The organism is Kitasatospora aureofaciens (assembly GCF_001188955.3).
GTDB lineage: Bacteria > Actinomycetota > Actinomycetes > Streptomycetales > Streptomycetaceae > Kitasatospora > Kitasatospora aureofaciens.
On record NZ_JPRF03000029.1, the window covers coordinates 64,917 to 85,866 of the forward strand.

The window sequence follows — 20,950 nt, forward strand, 5'->3', positions numbered from 1 at the left end:
CGCGTCCACGGCTGACGTGGCTCAGGCCGTCGCCGCCCCCAACCGGGCGGCGACGGCCGCGCTCATCGGGTACGGCGTCTCGACCGGCAGCAGCGCCCGGTCCCGCTCCCGCCGGATCCGGTCGGCCAGCGCGGTGACGTCCGTGATCCGCCGGATCCACTCGTCCGCGTAGCGCCGCACCGCCCCGCCGCGCAGCCCGACCTGGATCGCCCGCCACTCCAGCGCCCCGAGGTCCGCACTGCGCTCCGGATCCCACTGCACCCGCACCGGGCTCTGCCGCAGCTCCCGCTTCCACGCCGCCTGCGACTCGTGGACCCGCCGGGTGTAGGCGCTCAGCACCGCCCGTTCCAGCGCCCAGTCGAAGCCCTCGCGGCTGATCTCCAGCGCGAGCACCCGCTCCTGGCCCTCGCGCCGCCCCCAGTCGCTGCGGTGCATCATCCAGAGGAACGAGGGCTTGATCCACGTCATCCGGTCCCGCTGGAACGCCTCCGGGAACCGCCCCTCGGCCGCGGCCCGCTCGGCGATCCGGGGCGGGAAGGCCTGGTAGACGGTGATCGTGTCGGCGGTGTGGAGCGCCCGGATCTGATGCTTCGGCGGCTGGAGCGGCATGGCCGCATCGTCGCGGGCGCAGGTGTCCCGCGCCACGGATTTTCCGGGCCGGGCGGGGAGGGCGGGCCCTCAGGGCCGTGCCGTAGGCTCTCTGGAACGTCGTTGCGCCGGAGCCGCGCGCACCATGAGCGGGGCGGGGAGTACCCAGAGCAGATGAGCACGGCATCGAGCACCGAGTCGTCCAGCACCGAGCCGTCCGCCACCGAACCGGCGCCGTCGGCGGAGCGACCCGAGGAGCGGACGGGCCGTGTGCCCGGGCGGTTCGGGGTGCTGGTGGACCGCTTCGCGCCCGCGCTCGGCGCGTACGCGGTGGTCAAGGCGATCGGCCTGACCGTCTTTCTGGTGCTGCTGGAGCACACCGGCGACTACCTGAAGAAGCAGGTCGGCCGAGGCGGCGGCGCCCACGCCTGGGACGTGCTGGGCACCTGGGACGGCATCTGGTACCAGCGGATCGCCGAGAACGGGTACGACCCGCAGCTGATCCCGCTGCACGGCTTCCCGCTGGCCACCTACTACGAGAACTCCGCCGCCTTCTTCCCGCTCTACCCCTGGCTGATGCGGCTGGTCGGCGTGGTGACCGGGCTCGGCCCGTACGGCTCCGGGATCGTGGTCTCGGTGCTGGCCTCGCTGGTCGCCGCGGCCGGGATCTTCGCGATCGCCGAGCGGCTCGCCGGCTTCCGGGCGGGTGTGATCGCCGCGGTGATCTGGGGCCTGTTCCCGGGCTCGGGCGTGGAGTGGGCGGTCTACTCGGACTCGCTGTTCGTCGCGCTGTCCGCGTGGGCCTGCTACTGCGTGATGACCCGCCGCTGGATCGCCGCGGGCCTGCTGGCCCTGGTCGCGGGCCTCAACCGGCCGACCGCCGCCGCGCTGATCGCCGCGGTCTCGATCGCCGCGCTGGTCGCGCTGGTCCGCCGCACCGACGGGGTGGCCCGCCCGCTGACCGCGATGCTGATCACCCCGTGGGGCCTGATCGGCTACGTCGCCTGGGTCGGCTGGCGGATGGGTGACTGGGGTGGCTACTTCAAGCTCCAGCGCGGCGCCTGGAACCGCTACTTCGACTTCGGCGCCTCCACCCTGCGCACGGTCATGGACGTGATCACCGGCCACTGGGACTTCTGGCAGTCCAACCCCGTCCCGGACCTGATCGCCATCGCGCTGCTGATCGCCCTGCCCGGCCTGCTGGTGCTGCTGCGGCAGGCCCGCCCTCCGCTGGTGCTGTGGGTGTACACCGGGATGACCGTCTTCACCGCGCTGAGCAGCAACCAGATCTTCGGCAACATCTCGCGCTACCTGCTGCCGGCCTTCCCGCTGTTCATCGGCCTGGCGGTGGCGCTGCGCCGGGTGCGGACCTCCTCGCTGGTCGGGATGTTCGCGATGCCGGTGATCGCGGCGGGCTGGTACGCGGGCTATGCGCTGTTCGAGTTGGGCATCCCGTAGGCCCGGTGTTGGTTGGCTACGGGATCATCCGGCAGCAGACGGGCCGTTGCTAACCTCGGACGCATGACGACGACCCCGCCCGTGCGCCAGATCCGCGACATCTCCGGCCTGCTGGACCACGCGAGCCACGTGCTGGCGACCCGGATGGCGGCGGCCTTCACCGAGCTCGGGATCACCCCCCGCGCGTACTGCGTGCTGTTCCACGCGCAGGAGGCCGAGCGCACCCAGATCCAGCTGGCCGAGCTGTCGGACCTGGACAAGACCACCATGGTGGTCACCGTCGACGAGCTGGAGAAGGCGGGCCTGGCCGAGCGCCGCCCGTCCGCCACCGACCGCCGGGCCCGGATCATCTCGGTCACCGAGGCCGGCGAGCGGGCCGTCGTGCAGGGCACCGCGATCGCCGACCGGGTGCACCGCGAGCTGCTGGATTCGCTGCCGCAGCCGGAGCGGGAGGTCTTCGTCTCCGCCCTGACCCGTCTGGTGGAGGGGCACCTGGCGGAGCCGGTCGAGAGCGAACGCTCCGTCCGCCGGGCCCGCCGTTCCCGGAGCTGACGCCTCGTCGTACCCCGGTCCAGGATTCTCCCGAGATAGATAGTCCCGAACAAAACAATCTGATAGCTTCCTTCCCGGTACTCGACGAACCGGGAGACCCGCCATGACCACGCACGCCCCGGCCGCGCCCGACACGGCGCCCGCGGCCCCCGCCCGCCCCCGCGCACTGGCCCTCGCGGTGCTCTGCGCCAGCATGCTGATGATCGTCCTGGACGGCTCGATCGTCACCGTGGCGCTGCCCGCCATCCAGGACGACCTGCACTTCTCGCCCGCCGACCTCACCTGGACGGTCAACGCCTACCTGATCGCCTTCGGCGGGCTGCTCCTGCTGGCCGGCCGGCTCGGCGACCTGATCGGCCGCAAGCGCGTCTTCGTCGCCGGACTCGCCCTCTTCACCGCCGCCTCGCTGCTCTGCGCCGTCGCCACCGGGCAGGGGATGCTGATCGCCGCCCGCTTCCTCCAGGGTGTCGGCGGCGCGATGGCCTCCTCGGTCAGCCTCGGCATGGTCGTCACGCTCTTCCCCGAGCCGGGCGAGCGCGGCCGCGCGATCGGCGCCTTCAGCTTCGTCGGCGCGGCCGGCGCCTCGATCGGCCAGGTCCTCGGCGGGGTCCTCACCCAGGCCCTAAGCTGGCACTGGATCTTCCTCATCAACCTGCCGCTCGGCCTCGCCGCCGTCCTGCTGGCCGTCCGGGTGCTGGCGGCCGACCACGGCCCGGGCCTGCGGGCCGGTGCCGACGCCCTGGGCGCCGCGCTGATCACCGCCGCCCTGATGCTCGGCATCTACACCATCGTCGGCACCGGCGCCCACGGCTGGACCTCGGCCCGCACCCTCGGCCTCGGCGCGCTCTCGCTCGCCCTGCTGGCCGCCTTCCTGCTCCGCCAGGCCCGGGCCGCCCACCCCCTGCTGCCGCTGCGGATGTTCCGCTCCCGGAATGTCTCGGGTGCCAACGCCGTGCAGCTCCTGACCATCTCCGGGATGTTCGCCTTCCAGATCCTGGTCGCCCTCTACCTGCAGCAGGTCCTCGGATACGGCGCCGCCGCCACCGGCCTCGCGATGCTGCCCGCCGCGGTCGCCATCGGCGCGGTGTCGCTGCTGCTCTCCGCCCGGTTGGGCGCCCGGTACGGCGAGCGCGCGGTGCTGCTCGTGGGCCTCGCGATGCTGGTGGTCGCGCTCGGGCTGCTGGCCCGGCTGCCGGTCGACGCCGACTACCCCGTCCACCTGCTGCCGACCATGCTGCTGATCGGCGGTGGTGGCCTGGTGCTGTCCGCGCTCGCGGTGCTCGGCATGTCCGGCGCCGGGCCGCAGGACGCGGGCACCGCCTCGGGTCTGTTCAACACCACCCAGCAGGTCGGCGGCGCACTCGGCGTCGCGGTGCTCACCACCCTCGCCGACGGCCGCGCCGGAGCTCTGGCCGCCGCCGGGCATCCCGCGGCCGAGGCGCTCACCGGAGGCTTCCGGCTCGCCTTCACGGTGGCCGCAGGACTGCTCTCGGTGGCGCTGGTGCTGGCGGCGGCGGTTCTCCGGCCGGACGTCAACTCCATGGAACAGCCGGGGAATTGACTCAGCCTGAGCAGTGGTGACGGCGCCCGGCGTCCAACGGCAGCAGTGGGTACGCGACTTCGGGCCGGCCGCGGGAGGGAACTCCCGTGGCCGGCCCGGCGTACGTCATGGAGTTCCCCCTGCGGTGCTTCCCCGTTACGGCCAGACCAGGCAGTACAGCTGGTGCCCGGCCTCGTGCAGCCGGTTGGCGAAGTCCTGCCACTCGTGCAGCATCGTGTAGATCACGAAGGCGTCGCGCGGACCGCGGCGGTCGGGGACGGTGGACCAGATGAAGGCGGCGGCGCCGAGTTCCGTCTCGTCCGCCTTGCGGAGCGGTTCGACCACGTTGTGGGGGAGTTGGACGACGGCGTAGTCCGGGTGCAGCACGACGAGCTCCAGCGGCGGCACCTGGTGCAGCGGGACGCCCTGGATGCCGGTGAGGACCATGGCGCTCATGGTCTCCGGTTTGATCTTGGTGGAGAGGTGGCCGGTGGGGGAACCGCTGGTCTCCATCAGGTCGCCGAGTCGCCCCAGCGCGACGAGTTCGCCGGCGTCGAGGCCGAGCCCCCCCGGACCGAGGGCGGTGGGGACTCTTGCGGCGGTCGCGCGGTCCGGTGCGCCGAAGTACTTGTAGGTCACCCCCACGCGTCCCTCACCCCGCCTCTCGCCGCCGCGACGACCACGACCCGTACCCGCTCCCGTACCCCCGCGTGCGGTTTCGGCGGGCCTGCGGGAGCCCCCCGCCGCCTCGTCGAAGCCGTCCTGCGCCTCGGACACTCGGACCATCCTCACCGGAATTCGCCGGAATCGACAGACCCCCGCACGCCCGGCGCCCACCGGACGTGCTCCTACCCGTCATGCGCCGCCGTGCCTACTCGCGGGCCGTACCCACTCGCGGCACACAGCAGTCCTCTCCACACCCCTGTACACAACCGGAGCGCTCGCGCACTCTGTGCACACAGTCTGACTGGTCCGTGCTCCGGAACAGCCAGCGGCCCCGCCCGTGCACGACCGCCACGGACAACCGTCACGGACAACCGTACAGACAACGGTGCCCGGATCATCGTTCCAGATGATCGGGCCGGACATGCAGAGCTCAAGGACACGATTTGAGACCATGTCTCACGTGAGCTACCCCTACGAAGCCCCCCAGTCCCAGTCGCTGTTCGATCGCGCCTCCGTGGTCACGCCCGGCGGTGTCAACTCCCCGGTGCGCGCCTTCCGCGCGGTCGGCGGTACGCCGCGCTTCATGGTGTCCGGCACCGGCCCCTACCTCACCGACGCCGACGGCCGTGAGTACGTCGACCTGGTGTGCTCGTGGGGTCCGATGATCCTCGGCCACTCGAACCCCGCCGTGATCGACGCCGTCCAGCGGGCCGTCGCCCTCGGCACCTCCTTCGGCACGCCCGGCCAGGGCGAGGTCGAGCTCGCCGAGGAGATCGTCGCCCGGGTCGCCCCGGTCGAGCAGGTCCGCCTGGTCTCCTCCGGCACCGAGGCCACCATGTCCGCGATCCGCCTCGCCCGCGGCTTCACCGGCCGCGCGAAGGTGGTCAAGTTCGCCGGCTGCTACCACGGTCACGTGGACGCGCTGCTGGCCGCCGCCGGTTCCGGCGTGGCCACCTTCGGCCTGCCGGACACCCCGGGCGTCACCGGCGCCCAGGCCGGCGACACCATCGTGCTGCCGTACAACGACCTGGCCGCGGTCGAGCAGGCCTTCGCCGCCCACCCGGGCGAGATCGCCTGCGTCATCACCGAGGCCTCGCCCGGCAACATGGGCGTCGTCCCGCCGCTGCCCGGCTTCAACGCGGGCCTGGCCCGGCTCTGCCGGGACAACGGCGCGCTGTTCGTCTCCGACGAGGTGATGACCGGCTTCCGCGTCTCCAAGGCCGGCTGGTACGGCCTGGAGGCGGCGAACGAGGGCTGGGCGCCGGACCTGCTGACCTTCGGCAAGGTCATGGGCGGCGGCTTCCCGGCCGCGGCCTTCGGCGGCCGCGCCGACGTGATGGCCCACCTGGCCCCGGCCGGCCCGGTCTACCAGGCGGGCACCCTGTCCGGGAACCCGGTCGCCACCGCGGCAGGCCTGGCCCAGCTGCGCGGCTGCACCGACGAGGTGTACGCCACGGTGGACCGGGTCTCCGCCGAGATCTCCGGCCTGGTCTCCGAGGCGCTCACCAAGGAGGGCGTGGCGCACCGGCTGCAGACCGCCGGGAACATGTTCTCGGTGTTCTTCACCGAGGCCGCGGTCACCAACTACGAAGAGGCCAGGACCCAGGAGGCGTACCGTTTCACCGCCTTCTTCCACGCCATGCTGGCCGAGGGCGTCTACCTGCCGCCGTCCGCCTTCGAGTCCTGGTTCGTCTCGGCGAGCCACGACGAGCGGGCGATCGAGCGGATCGCCGCCGCCCTGCCGGCCGCCGCGCGCGCCGCTGCCGCCGCCACGGTCTAGTCGGACCCGACCCCAGGAGTAGTTGAGAAGTGAGCGCCAAAGAGATCACCGTCGTCCACGTGATGCGTCACGGTGAGGTGCACAACCCGGAGGGCGTCCTGTACGGGCGGCTGCCGGACTACCACCTGTCCGAGCTGGGCCGGCAGATGGCCGACCGGGTCGCCGAGGACCTGGCCGACCGGGACATCACCCACGTGGTGGCCTCCCCGCTGGAGCGGGCCCAGGAGACCGCCGCGCCGATCGCCAAGGCGCACGGCCTGGACCTCGCGGTGGACGAGCGGCTGATCGAGGCGGAGAACGTCTTCGAGGGCAAGACCTTCGGGGTCGGCGACGGCTCCCTGCGCAACCCGGGCTACTGGAAGTACCTCACCAACCCGTTCAAGCCCTCCTGGGGCGAGCCGTACCTCGACCAGGCGGTGCGGATGATGGGCGCGCTCGGCGCCGCCCGGGACGCCGCCCGCGGACACGAGGCGGTCTGCGTCAGCCACCAGTTGCCGATCTGGATCCTCCGCTCCTTCGTCGAGCGCCGCCGGCTCTGGCACGACCCGCGCAACCGGCAGTGCTCGCTGGCCTCGCTGACCAGCTTCACCTTCGAGGGCGACCGGATCGTCTCGGTCGGCTACCGGGAGCCGGCCCGCGACCTGCTGCCCGCGCACCTGGTCGGCAAGGGCCGCAAGGGCGACAAACCGGTGGGGAAGAGCTTCGGCGCCTGAGGCCCGTAAGCGGTGCGTAAGTATGACTTCGGGTCACTTGGCGAGCGCCGGGTGACCCGAAGTCTTCGCAGGTCAGGATGGGTGCGATGCGCAAGGGAGGACCCCCCGGAACCTGCCCGGAACTCCATGCGAAACTTTTCACATGTCTGCCATGACGCGCCCCCGTCCCCGTGTCGCCGCAGCCGCCGCCACAGTCGCCGCCGCTGCGCTCGTCCTCACCGGCTGTTCCTCCTCGGGCTCGTCGAGCAGCGGTGAAGGCCAGGTCGGCTTCGTCACCGTGAAGGGGACGAACCTGTCGAAGGCGGACGCGGGCAAGCGCGGGGACGCGCCGGACGTCTCCGGGGAGACCCTGGAGGGCAACCAGGTCAAGCTCTCGGACTACCGCGGCAAGGTCGTGGTGCTGAACGTGTGGGGCTCCTGGTGCGGTCCGTGCCGGGCCGAGGCGAAGAACCTCCAGGCCGTCGCGGACGAGTACAAGGACAAGGGCGTCCAGTTCCTGGGGATCAACACCCGGGACACCGACAAGACCAACGCCGTCCGCTTCGAGCAGGAGCAGGGCGTCAGCTTCCCGAGCATCTTCGACCCGGCGGGCACCCAGCTGCTCAAGTTCCCCAAGGGCAGCCTCAACCCGCAGTCCATCCCGACCACCCTGGTCGTCGACCGCGACGGCAAGCTGGCCGCCCGCGCCGTCGGCGGGACGACCCAGGAGGCGCTGGAGTCGATCGTCCAGCCGGTGGTCGCGGAGCAGCAGCAGTGAGTGCGCCACTCCAGCTCGCCGACAACACCGCGACCCTGCAGAGCGGGGCGCTGCTGGTGGCCGCCCCGATCGCGGTGGCGGCGGGCCTGGTCTCGTTCTTCTCGCCCTGCGTGCTGCCGCTCGTCCCCGGCTACCTCTCCTACGTCACGGGCTTCTCCGCCGCTGACCTCGCCGACGCGCGCGGGGCCCGGCGGGGGCGGATGCTGCTCGGGGCCGTACTGTTCATCCTCGGCTTCACCGCGGTCTTCGTCTCCAGCGGGGCGCTGTTCGGTCAGTTCGGCGGCACGCTCAAGGAGCACCAGCGGGTCATCTCGACGGTGCTCGGCGCGGTGACGATCGTCATGGGACTGGCCTTCATGGGCCTGGTGCCCGGGCTGAGCATGCGCGAGGTGCGCACCCACCGCCGTCCGGTGATAGGCCTGCTCGGCGCGCCGCTGCTCGGCGTGGTCTTCGGGGTCGGCTGGACGCCGTGCATGGGTCCGACCCTGGCAACCGTTTCGAACCTGGCGCTCAACCAGGCCGACGCCCAGCGCGGCGCCCTGCTGATGACCTTCTACTGCCTCGGCCTCGGCGTACCGTTCATCGTGGCCGCGCTGGCGTTCCGCCGGGCGCTGGGGGCCTTCGGGTGGGTCAAGCGGCACTACCCGCTCGTCATGCGGATCGGTGGCGGCATGCTCGTCGCGGTCGGTCTGCTGCTCGTCACCGGGATCTGGGATTCCTGGATGAGCGAACTGCAGTCCTGGACCGCCGACTCCCAGATCGGAATCTGACCGTGAGCAAGACCACGACCGATACCGAGCTGCCCCCGGCACCGGACGACGACACCGCCGCGGAGCGGCTCAGCACCGCGCCGGTCGAGTCCGAGGGGCCGACCGGCATAGGGGTGCTCGGCTGGGCGCGCTGGATGTGGCGCCAGCTGACCTCGATGCGGGTCGCCCTGATCCTGCTGTTCCTGCTGTCGCTGGCCGCCATCCCGGGCTCGCTGATCCCGCAGAACGGCCAGAACCAGTTCAAGGTGCAGACCTGGAAGGCGCAGCACACCGCGGTCGCGCCGATCTACGAGAAGCTCCAGCTGTTCGACGTCTACAGCTCGGTCTGGTTCTCCGCGATCTACATCCTGCTGTTCGTCTCGCTGGCGGGCTGCATTGTCCCGCGCACCTGGCAGTTCGTCGGCGTGCTGCGCTCCCAGCCGCCGGCCGCACCGCGCAACCTGACCCGGATGCCGGTGTACGCGGCCTGGCGCACCGGGGCGGACCCGGAGCAGGTGAACGCCGCCGCCCACCGGCTGCTGCGCAAGCGCGGCTTCCGGGCCGACCTCTCCGGCGGCTCGGTGGCCGCGGAGAAGGGCTACCTGCGCGAGGTCGGCAACCTGCTGTTCCACCTGTCGCTGTTCGCGCTGCTCGGCGGCTTCGCCTGGGCCAGCCTGGCCTCCGGCACCGGCGGGAAGCTGATGGTCGAGGGCCAGGGCTACTCCAACACCATCACCCAGCTCGACGACTTCACCGGCACCCGGTTCTACGGGAACCAGGACCTCGACCCGTTCTACCTGAAGCTCGACGACTTCACCTCGAAGTTCCAGAACACCGGTGACCAGATGGGTGCCGCCCGGCAGTTCACCGCGAACGTCGAGTACTACGGGGGCAGCGACGAGTCGAAGCTGAAGAAGGGCACGATCGAGGTCAACCACCCGCTGGAGATCGGCGGCAGCAAGGTCTACCTGATCGGCCACGGCTACGCCCCGGTGATCACCGTGAAGAACGGCAAGGGCGACGTGGTCTACCACGACGTCGTGCCGTTCCTGCCGCAGGACGCCAACCTGACCTCGACCGGCGTGGTGAAGGTCTCCGACTACGGCGTCGGCCCGGACGGCAACAGGACCCAGCTGGGCTTCTCCGGCTTCTTCCTGCCGACCGCCCCGCTGAGCTTCGCCGGCACCGGCCCGATCTCGCTGTTCCCCGGCGACGCAGCCCCCGAGCTGGTGCTGAACGCCTTCTCCGGCGACCTCGGCACCGACTCCGGCCTGCCGCAGAACATCTACCAGCTGAACACCTCCAAGCTCACCCAGATGCAGCAGGACGGCCAGCCGGCCAAGGCCCTGCTCAAGCCCGGCCAGGCCTGGGACCTGCCGAACGGCTACGGCAGCATCACCTTCGAGGGCTACAAGCAGTGGGCGAGCTTCAACGTCTCGCACCGCCCGGGCAACGCGATCGCGCTGACCGGGGCCGTCCTGGCGATCCTCGGCCTGATCGGCTCGCTGTTCATCCAGCGCCGCCGGATCTGGGTGCGGGCGGTGGCCCTGCCGGGCGGCGGCACCCAGGTGGAGCTGGCCGGCCTGGCCCGCAGCGAGTCGGCGAAGATCGCCGAGGAGCTGGCCGAACTCGCGGTGGACCTCCAGGACGACGCCCCGGCGTCGGAGGAGGACGGCGACGGAACCGCGCAGGCCGACGTCGAGGCCCCGGCCGAGGAAGCAGTACCCGACGCCCCCGAGGCCGCGGCCTCGGACCCCGCAGTCCCCGCCGACCAGAACTCCAAGGAGTAGACGGTGCATCTCGCCTCGGGAGTCGACCCACAGCTGGCCGACCTCTCAAACAAGCTGATCTATTCGGCGATGGCGGTCTACACGATCGCCATGTTCGCCCACATGTTCGAGTGGACGTTCGGCAGCAAGGGCGCGGTCGCCGTCCGCTCCAAGGAGCAGTCCGGCAACCTCGCCGAGACCGTCGCCGCCGCGGAGACCAAGGCCGCGAAGAAGGTCACCGTCACCGTGGCCGGGGCGAAGGGCGGCACCACCACGCTCACCCGCACCGTGCTGGCGGGCGAGGGCGCGACGGTGGTCACCGGCGGTCGCACCGACGAGGACGTGGACGGCCCGGGTGCGGCCGGCACCAGCGAGAAGGCCGACCTGGCCGGCCGCATCGCGATCTCGCTCACCGTCCTGGCGCTGCTGCTGCACGGCGGCGGCATCGTCGCCCGCGGGCTCTCGGTGTCCCGCTGGCCGTGGGGCAACATGTACGAGTTCTCCTGCGCCTTCGCCTTCGCGATGACGGCCGCGTACGTGGTCCTGCTGGCCGCGCGCAAGAACGTCCGCTGGCTCGGCCTGCCGGTCACCGTCGCGGTGCTGCTGACGCTCGGCATCGCGACCCAGGTGCTGTACACCGACTCCGAGCAGCTGGTCCCGGCGCTGCACTCGTACTGGCTGGCGATCCACGTTTCCACCGCGATCTTCTGCGGCGGCGCCTTCTACGCGGCGTTCATCTCGACCCTGCTGTACCTGGTCCAGGACTCGTACCGGCAGCGGGCCGACGAGGGCAAGTACGAGTTCCTCCGGCCCGGGGCGCTGCGCTCGCACGACGGGCAGAAGTACTCCCAGACCAGGATCGCGTTGGCCCGCATCCGCGTCTCGGTCTGCAACCGGCTGCCCGCCGCGTCCACCTTCGACAAGCTGTCCTACCGGATCAACGCCCTGGTCTTCCCGCTGTGGACGTTCACCATCATCGCGGGCGCGATCTGGGCCGAGGCCGCCTGGGGCAAGTACTGGGAGTGGGACCCGAAGGAGACCTGGTCGTTCATCACCTGGGTCGCCTACGCCTGCTACCTGCACGCCCGTGCGACGGCCGGCTGGAAGGGTCGCAAGGCCGCGTACCTGGCGCTGGCGGCCTTCGCCTGCTGGCTCTTCAACTACTACGGCGTGAACATCTTCGTCACCGGCAAGCACTCGTACGCGGGTATCTGACCGGGGCGGCGCACCCACCGGCCCGGCCTTCCGCAGGAAAGTGGCCGGGCCGAGGTGCAACAGGGGTAGTTCGTGCCGGCCGTCCGTGCCGGTACGGGGAGGAACGAGGAGGAAATCGCGCAATGGAGTGCGACGAGGTCATGCTGACCGTCCGAATCACCGCCGCCGAGCAACTGCTGCTCCGACGGCTCGCCCAGGGACACCGGAGCGACGTGTCCGAAGTGGTGGCCGACGCTCTGCTGGACATCATCCCCACGCTCAGCGCACCGGGGGACGCCTACCGGCTGCTGAGCGCCCTCGCGACGCCGGCGCCGTGCGCGTTGACGGTCTGGCTGCCGACCGCGCTGGCCGACCTGCTGGTCCCCGGCGCGGCCCGGATCGCCCAGATCACCGACGTCCGGATCGAGTCGGCCAGTGCCGCCCTGGGCGCGGCGCTGCGGCTCTGGCTGGCCCAGGACCCGGTCCGGCTGGCGGCCAACCTCAGCGTGATGCACGCCGGGCGGCCGGCCACCCTGGTGGCCGCCTGACGGGGTCCGGCCCGCCCGGCGGGCTCAGCTGGCCAGCGGCAGCAGGCCGGGAACGGCGGGGCGGCCGTCGAAGGCGTCCCGCCGGACCGGCACCCGCGGACCGTCGACCGGCTCGGTGAACAGCCGGCACTCGGCCGCCGTCCGCCCGTCCTGGAGCAACCGCACCTGGACGGGGGTGCGGCGGCCGTCCGCCGAGCACTCGCGGACGGCCCGCACGAAGCAGGGCCGGTCCAGCTCGATGTAGCGCTCGAAGGAGGTCACCAGCTCGACCGGCACGACCGGCTCGGGGTGGTGCAGCCGCTGGGCGGCCTGCCGGGCGGCCTCCAGCACCAGCATTCCGGGCACGTGGTCCAGCTCGTGGTCGAACAGCACCGGGTGTCCGGCGTCGGCGCGCAGCAGCCAGGTGTCCGGCCGCAGGGTCGGGCTGAGCACCACGTCCGCGGCCTGCGCCCGGCCGACGAGTTCGGGCGCGGCGGGCTCCGGCGGCAGCGGCGGGGTGACGACGCCCCGGCCGGGGCCGCGCAGCCGCTCGTACGAGGCGGGGGTGACCACCCGCAGCTGGCCGGAGCCGTGGCCGATCCGCAGGCCGTCCCGGGTGATCTCGGCGTGCACGCGCAGCGAGGCGAGCCGGCCGTGCCGCATCCGGACGTCCTGGCAGCCGACGGTGAGCATCAGCGAGGCCGGTCCGGTGGTGACGGCGAGGCCCCGCAGGCCCGCGTCGCCGAGCGCGTAGCCGAGGTCCTCCATGACGAAGTGGTGGTCGCGCGGCACGCCGAAGCCCGCGTGGCCGACCAGCAGCCCGGCCTGCCGGACGGTCTCGGCCACCAGCACCGGGTCGTGGTAGCGGTCCCCGGGCAGCCGGTAGAAGCCGTGCAGCCGGGGCCACTGGGCGCCGAGCAGGAAGTCGTACGGGCCGGTGGCCTGCCAGCCGGTGAGGAAGACCTCGGAGACCGAGGCGCGGTGCACCAGGTGCCGGGAGACGGTCCGGTCGTGGAAGTCGTAGCCGGTGCCCGGGCCCGTGCCCGGGTGTACGCCGGAGCCGGGGTGGGCGTACGGGCCGTGAGTGCCCGGCTCTACGATCAATGGCATGACTGGCCCCAGCTCCAGGGTCTCGGTCGAGCGGCCGCTACGGACGCCCACAGCAAAACATACATACCACCCGGTTTGTGTTCGGCGACCGGGGGTGGCCCGGCCGCACCGCCCGGACCGACCACGCTACCCGGCCCCTGGTCTGCGGCAATGCCCGAAACGGGGAGGGCAGACCTTGGGCGGGGGTGGTCCCCGCTGGACGGCGGGGTCGACACACGCGCTAGATTAGATACCAACCATGCGGTTTCGGCGGGTGTCGTCCGCATGCGAGGCGCCGCCACCGACCGAGGGAGCGCCGACAGCAGCCGGGTGGGGCGGGGAGCGCGACCGGCGGAGTCCGGAGGGGTCAGTGGTCAAGCAGGAACGCGCGGGGCGGACCAGGCAGGCCGTGCTGCTCGCGGCTGCGGACGCCTTCGCGCAGGTCGGGTTCGAGGCCGCCAGCCTGGTCGACATCAGTCGCCGGGCCGGGGTGAGCAAGGGCGCCCTCTACTTCCACTTCGTCTCCAAGCAGGCCCTGGCCGACGGCGTGCGGGCCGCGGCCGGGCGGGAGATCGGCTCGGCCGCGCTGCACGCCCTGCGCGCCGAGGGGCAGGCCGTCCAGGGGCTGATCGACTTCTCGCACGAGCTGGCCCGGCTGCTGCGCGAGGACGTGGTGGTGCGGGCCGGCGTCCGGCTCGGCCGCCAGGGGCCGCGACCGGGCGGCGGAACGTGCGGACCGGACACCGCCTGGCGCAGCCTCACCGCGGTGGTCCACCGCCTGCTGGACCGCGCCGACCGGGCCGGCGAGCTGCGCCCGGGGGCGGACCGGCACGCCTGCGCGGAACTGCTCACCGCGGTGGTGGCGGGCCAGGTGCTGCTGGCCGCCGACCAGGCCGGGCGCCCGGCACCGGAGGCCGTCCGGCGGCTCTGGGCGGCCGCGCTGCCGGCCCTGGTGGGGCCGGAGGGCTGCGCGGGCTACCGGGTCTGAGTCGGTACCGCGGTCAGCGGCGCTCGGCGACGCTCAGCCGGGCGAGCGCGTGCGGCTGGACCAGCCCCGGCAGCAGCAGCGTCCACATGTCGGCCATCCGCTGGATGAGGTCCTGCCGGTCGGCCAGCACCTGGGAGCTCAGCTGGATCCCCGTCACCGCGCCGGTGATCACCCCGGAGGCCGCGACCAGGTCGACCCCGGGGTGGAGGTCCCCGGCCTGCCGGGCGCGCTCCAGCAGCTCGCGGACCAGGTCCATCCAGCCCTGGTAGGCGGCGATCTGCGGCTGGGTGAAGCTGCCGTGCTCGATCGTCAGCCGGATGCTGCCGCGCACCAGCGGGTCCTCCTGGAGCGCGCGGGCGAACGCGTACCCGAGGTCGATCAGGGTCTGCACCGGGCTGTCCGAGGACGGCACCCAGGAGGCGATCCAGGCGCCCTGGCCCTCGATCACGGCGAGCGCCAGTTCCTCCTTGGAGTGGAAGTGGAAGTACAGCGCGCCCTTGGTGACGCCGGCCCGGTCCAGGATCTCGGACATCGTGGCGGCGGCGTAGCCCCGCTCGTCGAACACCTCGGCGGCCGCGAGGAGCACCGCCTGGCGGGTCGCCAGCGCGCGGGCCTGCCTGGCCATCGCAGCCTCCCTGGAAAGTTCTGTACCTCGGCAGCGGCCGATCCTAAGGGGGCCGACGGGTCGGCGGACTCGAACCGTCCGGTAGGTATCCTACCGAGCCCCTCCGTGCCCGATCGGACGGGCACGAACGGTGCGCGCACGCCCCGGCCCGGTCCGGGGGCCGGGCCGGAACGGCCCGACGGCCGGTCACCCGGATGGGGTGACCGGCCGTCGGGGAAGCCCGGAACCGTCAGGCGGCCTGCTGCCAGCTGACCGGCGAGTAGTACGCCGGGCGCCGCTCCAGCCGCTGCCAGTTGGCGATCGGCTCGACCTGCGCGGTGGCCGCGGCCTGCTGGGCGACGGCCGCGCGGGCGGCCAGAACGGCGGTGAGGGCGGCGAGTTCCTCGTCGGAGAGGCTGCCGCGGACGATGCGGACGAGGGGTTCGGCGGAAGCGGTCATGTCCTGGTTTCTCCCCCGGTTGCTGTTGCTCCGGTGTGTGGTGGCGTTCGGTACGGCCCGCTGCGGCGGACCGCGCCGCTACATCGGCGGGTTGCCGTGCTTGCGGCTGGGCAGGTCGGCGTGCTTGGTGCGGAGCATGGCCAGGGCGGAGGCGATCACCTGGCGCGTCTCGGCCGGGTCGATGACGTCGTCCACGAGGCCGCGCTCGGCCGCGTAGTACGGGTGCATCAGCTCGTTCTTGTATTCCTTGATCTTCTGGGCGCGCATGGCGTCCGGGTCCTCGGCGGCGTTGATCTCGCGGCGGAAGATGACGTTGGCGGCGCCCTCGGCACCCATCACCGCGATCTCGTTGGTCGGCCAGGCGTAGGACAGGTCCGCGCCGATGGAGCGGGAGTCCATCACGATGTAGGCGCCGCCGTAGGCCTTGCGCAGGATCAGCGAGATGCGCGGCACGGTGGCGTTGCAGTACGCGTACAGCAGCTTGGCGCCGTGGCGGATGATGCCGCCGTGCTCCTGGTCGACGCCGGGCAGGAAGCCGGGGACGTCCAGCAGGGTGACCAGCGGGATGTTGAAGGCGTCGCACATCTGGACGAAGCGCGCGGCCTTCTCGCTGGCGTTGATGTCCAGCACGCCGGCCAGCGACTGCGGCTGGTTGGCGATGATGCCGGTGACGTGGCCGTCGACCCGGGCCAGCACGCACAGCACGTTGGTCGCCCAGCGCTCGTGGACCTCCAGGTACTCGCCGTGGTCGACGATCTCCTCGATCACCTTGCGCATGTCGTACGGGCGGTTGCCGTCGGCGGGCACCAGGTCGAGCAGGCTGTCGTTGCGGCGCTCGACCGGGTCCTCGCTGACCACGGACGGCGGCATCTCGCGGTTGTTCTGCGGCAGCAGCGACAGGAGGTAGCGGACCTCCTCGATGCAGGACTGCTCGTCGTCGTAGACGAAGTGCGAGACGCCCGAGACGCCGGCGTGCACGTCGGCGCCGCCGAGGCCGTTCTGGCTGATCTTCTCGCCGGTCACCGCCTGGACCACGTCCGGGCCGGTGATGAACATCTGCGAGGTCTCGCGGACCATGAAGACGAAGTCGGTCAGCGCGGGGGAGTACGCGGCGCCGCCGGCGCACGGGCCGAGCATCACCGAGATCTGCGGGATGACCCCGGAGGCCTTGGTGTTGCGCTGGAAGATGCCGCCGTAACCGGCCAGGGCGGTGACGCCCTCCTGGATGCGGGCGCCGGCCCCGTCGTTCAGCGAGACCAGCGGGGCGCCGGCCGCGATGGCCATGTCCATGATCTTGTGGATCTTCTGCGCGTGGGCCTCGCCCAGGGCGCCGCCGAAGATCCGGAAGTCGTGCGCGTAGGTGAACACGGTGCGTCCGTGCACGGTGCCCCAGCCGACGATCACGCCGTCGGTGTGCGGCTTCTTGGCCTCCAGGCCGAAGCCCTGGGCGCGGTGCCGGCGCAGCGGCTCGACCTCGCGGAAGGAGCCCTCGTCCAGCAGCAGCTCGATGCGCTCGCGGGCGGTCAGCTTGCCCTTCGCGTGCTGGGCCTCGGTGGCCTTCTCGCTGGGGCCGCGACGCACCTTCTCGCGGAGCTCGTGGAGCTCGGCGACCCGCCCCTTGGCGTCGACCGGGACCTCGGGGACCTCGCCGCCGACCGGCGCCTCATGCACAACCGTCATCTCGAACCACTCCAAGGGTGAGGGAACTGTCCGACAGCCAATGTCTGCTGTGCCCCCAGCTGCGAATCAACTTCTTCACTTATGACTGTACGAGGGGGCGTGTGCTGGTTTCGGCGTCGATTCCGTACAAGGTCGAGTTCGTTTAGCTGTCAGGCCTTCACAGAAGCGGACGGGTCGAGGGCGGTGCTCCCCGTGTCCGTTCGAATGCCGAGGGTGATCGGTCAGGTGATGGTCCGATGATCTGAGCATAAAGAAAAGCGCAGGTCAGGGCTGTCTCGCCACACTGTAGGGCGGCTGTCTGGAGCACGGCTAAAGCGCCGCTCGACTGTGGCGCCGGGAACGGACGGAGTCGTGCCAGAGGCTCCACAGTCGTAGGGAAGCGCCAAAAACGTCGCTGCCCACCTGCGGTCGGCCGAGTGGGCTGTTCGGGGGAGCGGGCGGGCCGCTCCGATCAGCTCTTTCGCCCGTCCTCGGGTTCGTCCCCGCCGCGCAGCTCCCGCTCCCGGCGGCGCAGATCGGCCTCCCACTGCTTGAGCATGTCCTCGTGGTCCTTGTCGTTCCCCTTCAACGACCCGTTCCCGAGGGAGGCGAGGAACTCCGGATCGTCGTCCGGTGCCGGCGGGCGTCCGCCCCGCGCGCCGCCGTACCCCGCCGGGCCGCCGTCGGCCGGCCGCCCCGGCTGCCCGTCCGGCGCGCCGGACCGCAGGAAGCCGCGCCGCTTGCCGGCCGCCAGCCAGGCGATCGGGCCGAGTGGGGGGAAGAGCAGCACGATGATCAGCCAGATCGGCTTCGGCAGGTGCCGCACCTCGTCCTCGGGGGCCACCAGGCAGTCGATGAACGCCCACACCCACAGCGCGAGCGGAAGGACGATGGTCAGAAGAATCCTCAGCACGGCTGCGGTCTCCCCCCGTCGAGGGCGGTAGCGGCGGGCGCCTTCCCGGGCCCTTGACGCAAGCCAGGCTATCGGGTGGCGGATACTGACAGGCATGGCATACGACGATCTCCGCTCGTTTCTCCGGGCCCTCGACCGCGAGGGCGACCTCAAGCGCATCAAGGCGGAGGTGGACCCCCACCTGGAGATCGGCGAGATCGTCGATCGCGTGCAGAAGGCCAAGGGCCCGGCGCTGTTGTTCGAGAACGTCAAGGGCTCGTCGATGCCGCTCGCGATGAACGTCTTCGGCACCGAACGGCGCCTCGCCAAGTCGCTCGGCCTCAAGGGCCCGGAGGACGTCTCCGAGAAGATCGCCGGCCTGCTCAAGCCGGAACTGCCGCAGGGCTTCACCGGCTTCCGGGACGCCTTCGGCAAGCTCGCCTCGATGGCGCACGTCCCGCCCCGGCAGGTGAAGTCCGGCGACGCCCCGGTCCAGGAGGTCGTGCTCACCGGCGACGACGTCAACCTGGACGAGCTGCCCGCCCTCTTCACCTGGCCGCTGGACGGCGGCTCCTTCTTCAACCTGGGCCTGACCCACACCAAGGACCCGGACTCCGGCGTCCGCAACCTCGGCCTCTACCGGCTCCAGCGGCACGACCGCCGCACCATCGGGATGCACTGGCAGATCCACAAGGACAGTCGCAACCACTACGCGGTCGCGGCGAAGCGCGGCGAGCGCCTCCCGGTCGCGATCGCCTTCGGCTGCCCGCCGGCCGTCACCTACGCGGCCACCGCGCCGCTGCCCGGCGACATCGACGAGTACCTGTTCGCCGGCTTCATCGCGGGCGAGCGGGTGCGGATGGTCGACTGCAAGACTGTGCCGCTGCAGGTCCCGGCCGACGCCGAGGTCGTCCTGGAGGGCTGGCTGGAGCCCGGTGAGATGCTCCCCGAGGGCCCGTTCGGCGACCACACCGGCTTCTACACCCCGCAGGAGCCGTTCCCGGCGCTGACGATCGACTGCGTGACGATGCGCCGCCGTCCGATCCTGCAGTCCATCGTGGTCGGCCGCCCGCCGACGGAGGACGGCCCGCTGGGCAAGTTCACCGAGCGGTTCTTCCTGCCGCTGCTGAAGATCATCATCCCGGACATCGTCGACTACGACCTGCCCGAGGCCGGCGGCTTCCACAACTGCGTGATCGTCTCGATCGACAAGAAGTACCCCAAGCACGCCCAGAAGACGATGCACGCGATCTGGGGCGCCCACATGATGTCGCTCACCAAGCTGATCATCGTGGTGGACTCCGACTGCGACGTCCACGACTACCAGGAAGTCGCCTGGCGGGCGTTCGGGAACGTCGACTACAGCCGGGACCTCACCGTGGTCGAGGGCCCGGTCGACCACCTCGACCACGCCTCCTACCAGCAGTTCTGGGGCGGCAAGGCGGGCATCGACGCGACCCGCAAGCTCCCGGAGGAGGGCTACACCCGGGACGGCGGCTGGCCGGAGATGGTGTCCTCGGACCCGGCCACGGCCGCACTGGTCTCGCGTCGCTGGAAGGAATACGGACTGTGAGCACGGCCGCTGTCGAAACCCCGGGACGCACGAGGGCGTTCCTGCGCCTGGTGATGATCGAGCACTCGGTCTTCGCCCTGCCCTTCGCCTACATCGCCGCGCTGACCGCCATGTTCCTGGCCGACAGGCGGGTGCACTGGGGCGAGCTGTTCGTCGTCACCGTCTGCATGGTGGGCCTGCGCACCTTCGCGATGGCCGCCAACCGGATCATCGACCGCGAGCTCGACGCCCGGAACCCGCGCACGGCCGGGCGCGAACTCGTCACGGGCGCGGTGTCGTTGAGGACGGCGTACGTCGGGTCGGCGGTCGCCCTGGTGGCGTTCCTCGGCGCCGCGGCGATGCTGAACCCGCTCTGCCTGGCGCTCGCCCCGGTGGCCGTGGTGCCGATGGTCGTCTACCCGTACGGCAAGCGGTTCACCAACTTCCCGCAGGCCATCCTGGGGCTGGCCCAGGCCATGGGCCCGGTGGGCGCCTGGCTCGCGGTGACCGGCAGCTGGTCCTGGGAGGCCGTGGTGCTGGGCGTCGCCGTCGGCATCTGGATCGGCGGCTTCGACCTGATCTACGCCTGCCAGGACGTCGAGTCCGACCGGGAGAACGGCGTCGGCTCCCCGCCGGCCCGCTTCGGCGTCCCGGCCGCGATCCGGGGCGCCCGGGTCTGCCACGTCCTCACCACCCTGCTGCTCGGCTGGTTCGCGGTCCTCACCCACGCCGGCCCGGCGTTCTGGATCGGCCTGCTGGTCGTCGCCGGCGCCTTCGTCTACGAGCACACCATCGTCCGCCCCAACGACCTGTCCAGGCTCAACCGGGCCTTCTTCCAGACCAACAGCTTCGTCGGCATCTCGCTGTTCTTCTTCGCCCTCGTCGACCTGGTCCTCCGCGGTCTCGGCATCTGACCCGGGCGGCGCCCGCCGGGATTCCGGCGGGCGCCGCGTCGCGTCCGAGGGCCGGGTCACTCCTCCTTGAGGTAGCCCTCGTACTCGGCCGCGGTGAGCAGATCCTTCAGCTCGTCGGCGCTGGTGAGCGTCAGCTCGATCATCCAGCCGTCGCCGTACGGGTCGCCGTTGATGTCCTCGGGTGCCTCGTTCAGGTCCTGGTTCACCGCGGCGACCGTTCCGGACAGCGGGGCGTAGAGCTCGCTCACCGACTTGACCGACTCCACCGTGCCGAACGGTTGGCCGCGGTCGAACTTGTCCTTCTCCTTGGGGAGTTCGACGAAGACGATGTCACCGAGCTGCCTCTGCGCGTAGTTGGTGATGCCCACGCGGGCTGTCTTTCCCTGCAGCAGGACCCACTCGTGGTCCCTGGTGTACTTGAGGTCGGCGGGGATGTCGGCGGGCATGGCTTCCTCTTTCGCTCGGGCGGCTGACCGGTTACGGGGAGGAGCCTGCTACA

21 protein-coding genes are annotated in these 20,950 nt (G+C 71.6%); 13 read left to right on the top strand and 8 right to left on the bottom strand.

Annotation, left to right across the window (positions count from 1 at the left end; genetic code table 11):
• Positions 1–21 precede the first annotated feature (21 nt).
• On the bottom strand, positions 22–609 hold the full coding sequence (locus HS99_RS19460; protein WP_030284277.1) for a DUF4291 domain-containing protein: 588 nt from the start codon (positions 607–609) through the stop codon (positions 22–24).
• Positions 610–762: 153 nt separating this feature from the next.
• Here HS99_RS19460 and HS99_RS19465 point away from each other — a divergent pair, with 153 nt between their 5' ends.
• From HS99_RS19465 to HS99_RS19475, 3 genes are all read left to right on the top strand, one after another.
• Positions 763–2,046 (top strand): glycosyltransferase family 39 protein, encoded by a 1,284-nt coding sequence (locus tag HS99_RS19465; protein ID WP_030284275.1) that lies wholly within the window; start codon positions 763–765, stop codon positions 2,044–2,046.
• 63 nt (positions 2,047–2,109) lie between these two features.
• Positions 2,110–2,598, top strand: coding sequence for a MarR family winged helix-turn-helix transcriptional regulator (locus HS99_RS19470; protein WP_030284273.1), 489 nt, complete (start codon positions 2,110–2,112; stop codon positions 2,596–2,598).
• Positions 2,599–2,701: 103 nt separating this feature from the next.
• The gene (locus HS99_RS19475) at positions 2,702–4,159 is read left to right on the top strand and encodes an MFS transporter (protein ID WP_030551595.1); all 1,458 of its coding nucleotides are present in this window, start codon (positions 2,702–2,704) and stop codon (positions 4,157–4,159) included.
• A gap of 135 nt (positions 4,160–4,294) precedes the next feature.
• Here HS99_RS19475 and HS99_RS19480 read toward each other — a convergent pair whose 3' ends face one another.
• Positions 4,295–4,777, bottom strand: coding sequence for a hypothetical protein (locus HS99_RS19480; RefSeq protein WP_078938809.1), 483 nt, complete (start codon positions 4,775–4,777; stop codon positions 4,295–4,297).
• Positions 4,778–5,255: 478 nt separating this feature from the next.
• On the opposite strand from HS99_RS19480, the gene hemL reads away from it, so the two are divergent.
• The 7 genes from hemL (at position 5,256) to HS99_RS19515 (ending at position 12,314) form a co-directional block, all read left to right on the top strand.
• Positions 5,256–6,584 carry a glutamate-1-semialdehyde 2,1-aminomutase gene (gene hemL / locus HS99_RS19485; RefSeq protein ID WP_030284268.1) on the top strand — a complete coding sequence of 443 codons (1,329 nt, stop codon included), beginning with the start codon at positions 5,256–5,258 and terminating at the stop codon, positions 6,582–6,584.
• 62 nt (positions 6,585–6,646) lie between these two features.
• Complete coding sequence (locus HS99_RS19490; RefSeq protein WP_046386371.1) at positions 6,647–7,297, top strand: histidine phosphatase family protein; 651 nt, start codon at positions 6,647–6,649, stop codon at positions 7,295–7,297.
• 142 nt (positions 7,298–7,439) lie between these two features.
• Positions 7,440–8,054 (top strand): TlpA family protein disulfide reductase, encoded by a 615-nt coding sequence (locus tag HS99_RS19495; protein WP_030284264.1) that lies wholly within the window; start codon positions 7,440–7,442, stop codon positions 8,052–8,054.
• Entirely contained in the window at positions 8,051–8,824 is a 774-nt protein-coding gene (locus HS99_RS19500; RefSeq protein WP_030284262.1) for a cytochrome c biogenesis CcdA family protein, read from the top strand. Before HS99_RS19495 ends, HS99_RS19500 begins: the two co-directional genes overlap by 4 nt.
• A gap of 2 nt (positions 8,825–8,826) precedes the next feature.
• The gene (gene resB / locus HS99_RS19505) at positions 8,827–10,593 is read left to right on the top strand and encodes a cytochrome c biogenesis protein ResB (RefSeq protein WP_046386369.1); all 1,767 of its coding nucleotides are present in this window, start codon (positions 8,827–8,829) and stop codon (positions 10,591–10,593) included.
• A gap of 3 nt (positions 10,594–10,596) precedes the next feature.
• Positions 10,597–11,787 (top strand): c-type cytochrome biogenesis protein CcsB, encoded by a 1,191-nt coding sequence (gene ccsB, locus HS99_RS19510; RefSeq protein WP_030284258.1) that lies wholly within the window; start codon positions 10,597–10,599, stop codon positions 11,785–11,787.
• Positions 11,788–11,927: 140 nt separating this feature from the next.
• Entirely contained in the window at positions 11,928–12,314 is a 387-nt protein-coding gene (locus HS99_RS19515) for a hypothetical protein (protein ID WP_157846560.1), read from the top strand.
• Between the two features lie 24 nt (positions 12,315–12,338).
• Here the strand turns inward: HS99_RS19515 and HS99_RS19520 are convergent, their stop codons facing one another.
• Positions 12,339–13,403: a ScbA/BarX family gamma-butyrolactone biosynthesis protein gene (locus HS99_RS19520; RefSeq protein WP_078867320.1), complete on the bottom strand. Its 1,065-nt coding sequence runs from the start codon at positions 13,401–13,403 to the stop codon at positions 12,339–12,341.
• 349 nt (positions 13,404–13,752) lie between these two features.
• Between HS99_RS19520 and HS99_RS47850 the strand changes: the two genes are divergently transcribed.
• Complete coding sequence (locus HS99_RS47850) at positions 13,753–14,370, top strand: ScbR family autoregulator-binding transcription factor (protein ID WP_046386368.1); 618 nt, start codon at positions 13,753–13,755, stop codon at positions 14,368–14,370.
• A gap of 13 nt (positions 14,371–14,383) precedes the next feature.
• Here HS99_RS47850 and HS99_RS19530 read toward each other — a convergent pair whose 3' ends face one another.
• From HS99_RS19530 to HS99_RS19545, 4 genes are all read right to left on the bottom strand, one after another.
• Positions 14,384–14,995 (bottom strand): ScbR family autoregulator-binding transcription factor, encoded by a 612-nt coding sequence (locus tag HS99_RS19530; protein ID WP_043388209.1) that lies wholly within the window; start codon positions 14,993–14,995, stop codon positions 14,384–14,386.
• 229 nt (positions 14,996–15,224) lie between these two features.
• Positions 15,225–15,434 carry an acyl-CoA carboxylase epsilon subunit gene (locus HS99_RS19535; RefSeq protein WP_030284250.1) on the bottom strand — a complete coding sequence of 70 codons (210 nt, stop codon included), beginning with the start codon at positions 15,432–15,434 and terminating at the stop codon, positions 15,225–15,227.
• Between the two features lie 78 nt (positions 15,435–15,512).
• The gene (locus HS99_RS19540; RefSeq protein ID WP_030284248.1) at positions 15,513–17,114 is read right to left on the bottom strand and encodes an acyl-CoA carboxylase subunit beta; all 1,602 of its coding nucleotides are present in this window, start codon (positions 17,112–17,114) and stop codon (positions 15,513–15,515) included.
• Positions 17,115–17,565: 451 nt separating this feature from the next.
• Entirely contained in the window at positions 17,566–18,006 is a 441-nt protein-coding gene (locus tag HS99_RS19545) for a PLD nuclease N-terminal domain-containing protein (protein WP_030284246.1), read from the bottom strand.
• Between the two features lie 94 nt (positions 18,007–18,100).
• Here HS99_RS19545 and HS99_RS19550 point away from each other — a divergent pair, with 94 nt between their 5' ends.
• Positions 18,101–19,558, top strand: coding sequence for a menaquinone biosynthesis decarboxylase (locus HS99_RS19550; RefSeq protein ID WP_030284245.1), 1,458 nt, complete (start codon positions 18,101–18,103; stop codon positions 19,556–19,558).
• Entirely contained in the window at positions 19,546–20,451 is a 906-nt protein-coding gene (gene mqnP, locus HS99_RS19555) for a menaquinone biosynthesis prenyltransferase MqnP (RefSeq protein WP_030284244.1), read from the top strand. The genes HS99_RS19550 and mqnP overlap by 13 nt, the downstream gene beginning before the upstream one ends.
• A 56-nt stretch (positions 20,452–20,507) precedes the next feature.
• Here the strand turns inward: mqnP and gcvH are convergent, their stop codons facing one another.
• On the bottom strand, positions 20,508–20,897 hold the full coding sequence (gene gcvH / locus HS99_RS19560) for a glycine cleavage system protein GcvH (RefSeq protein WP_030551587.1): 390 nt from the start codon (positions 20,895–20,897) through the stop codon (positions 20,508–20,510).
• Between the last annotated feature and the right edge of the window lie 53 nt (positions 20,898–20,950).

What these genes read in the sequence shown, in the direction of transcription:
- HS99_RS19460 (WP_030284277.1), bottom strand. Translation starts at nt 609, where the DNA reads ATGCCGCTCCAGCCGCCGAAGCATCAGATCCGGGCGCTCCACACCGCC.
- HS99_RS19465 (WP_030284275.1), top strand. Translation starts at nt 763, where the DNA reads ATGAGCACGGCATCGAGCACCGAGTCGTCCAGCACCGAGCCGTCCGCC.
- HS99_RS19470 (WP_030284273.1), top strand. Translation starts at nt 2,110, where the DNA reads ATGACGACGACCCCGCCCGTGCGCCAGATCCGCGACATCTCCGGCCTG.
- HS99_RS19475 (WP_030551595.1), top strand. Translation starts at nt 2,702, where the DNA reads ATGACCACGCACGCCCCGGCCGCGCCCGACACGGCGCCCGCGGCCCCC.
- hemL (WP_030284268.1), top strand. Translation starts at nt 5,256, where the DNA reads ATGTCTCACGTGAGCTACCCCTACGAAGCCCCCCAGTCCCAGTCGCTG.
- HS99_RS19490 (WP_046386371.1), top strand. Translation starts at nt 6,647, where the DNA reads ATGCGTCACGGTGAGGTGCACAACCCGGAGGGCGTCCTGTACGGGCGG.
- HS99_RS19495 (WP_030284264.1), top strand. Translation starts at nt 7,440, where the DNA reads ATGTCTGCCATGACGCGCCCCCGTCCCCGTGTCGCCGCAGCCGCCGCC.
- HS99_RS19515 (WP_157846560.1), top strand. Translation starts at nt 11,928, where the DNA reads ATGCTGACCGTCCGAATCACCGCCGCCGAGCAACTGCTGCTCCGACGG.
- HS99_RS19520 (WP_078867320.1), bottom strand. Translation starts at nt 13,403, where the DNA reads ATGCCATTGATCGTAGAGCCGGGCACTCACGGCCCGTACGCCCACCCC.
- HS99_RS19530 (WP_043388209.1), bottom strand. Translation starts at nt 14,995, where the DNA reads ATGGCCAGGCAGGCCCGCGCGCTGGCGACCCGCCAGGCGGTGCTCCTC.
- HS99_RS19535 (WP_030284250.1), bottom strand. Translation starts at nt 15,434, where the DNA reads ATGACCGCTTCCGCCGAACCCCTCGTCCGCATCGTCCGCGGCAGCCTC.
- HS99_RS19540 (WP_030284248.1), bottom strand. Translation starts at nt 17,114, where the DNA reads ATGACGGTTGTGCATGAGGCGCCGGTCGGCGGCGAGGTCCCCGAGGTC.
- HS99_RS19550 (WP_030284245.1), top strand. Translation starts at nt 18,101, where the DNA reads ATGGCATACGACGATCTCCGCTCGTTTCTCCGGGCCCTCGACCGCGAG.
- gcvH (WP_030551587.1), bottom strand. Translation starts at nt 20,897, where the DNA reads ATGCCCGCCGACATCCCCGCCGACCTCAAGTACACCAGGGACCACGAG.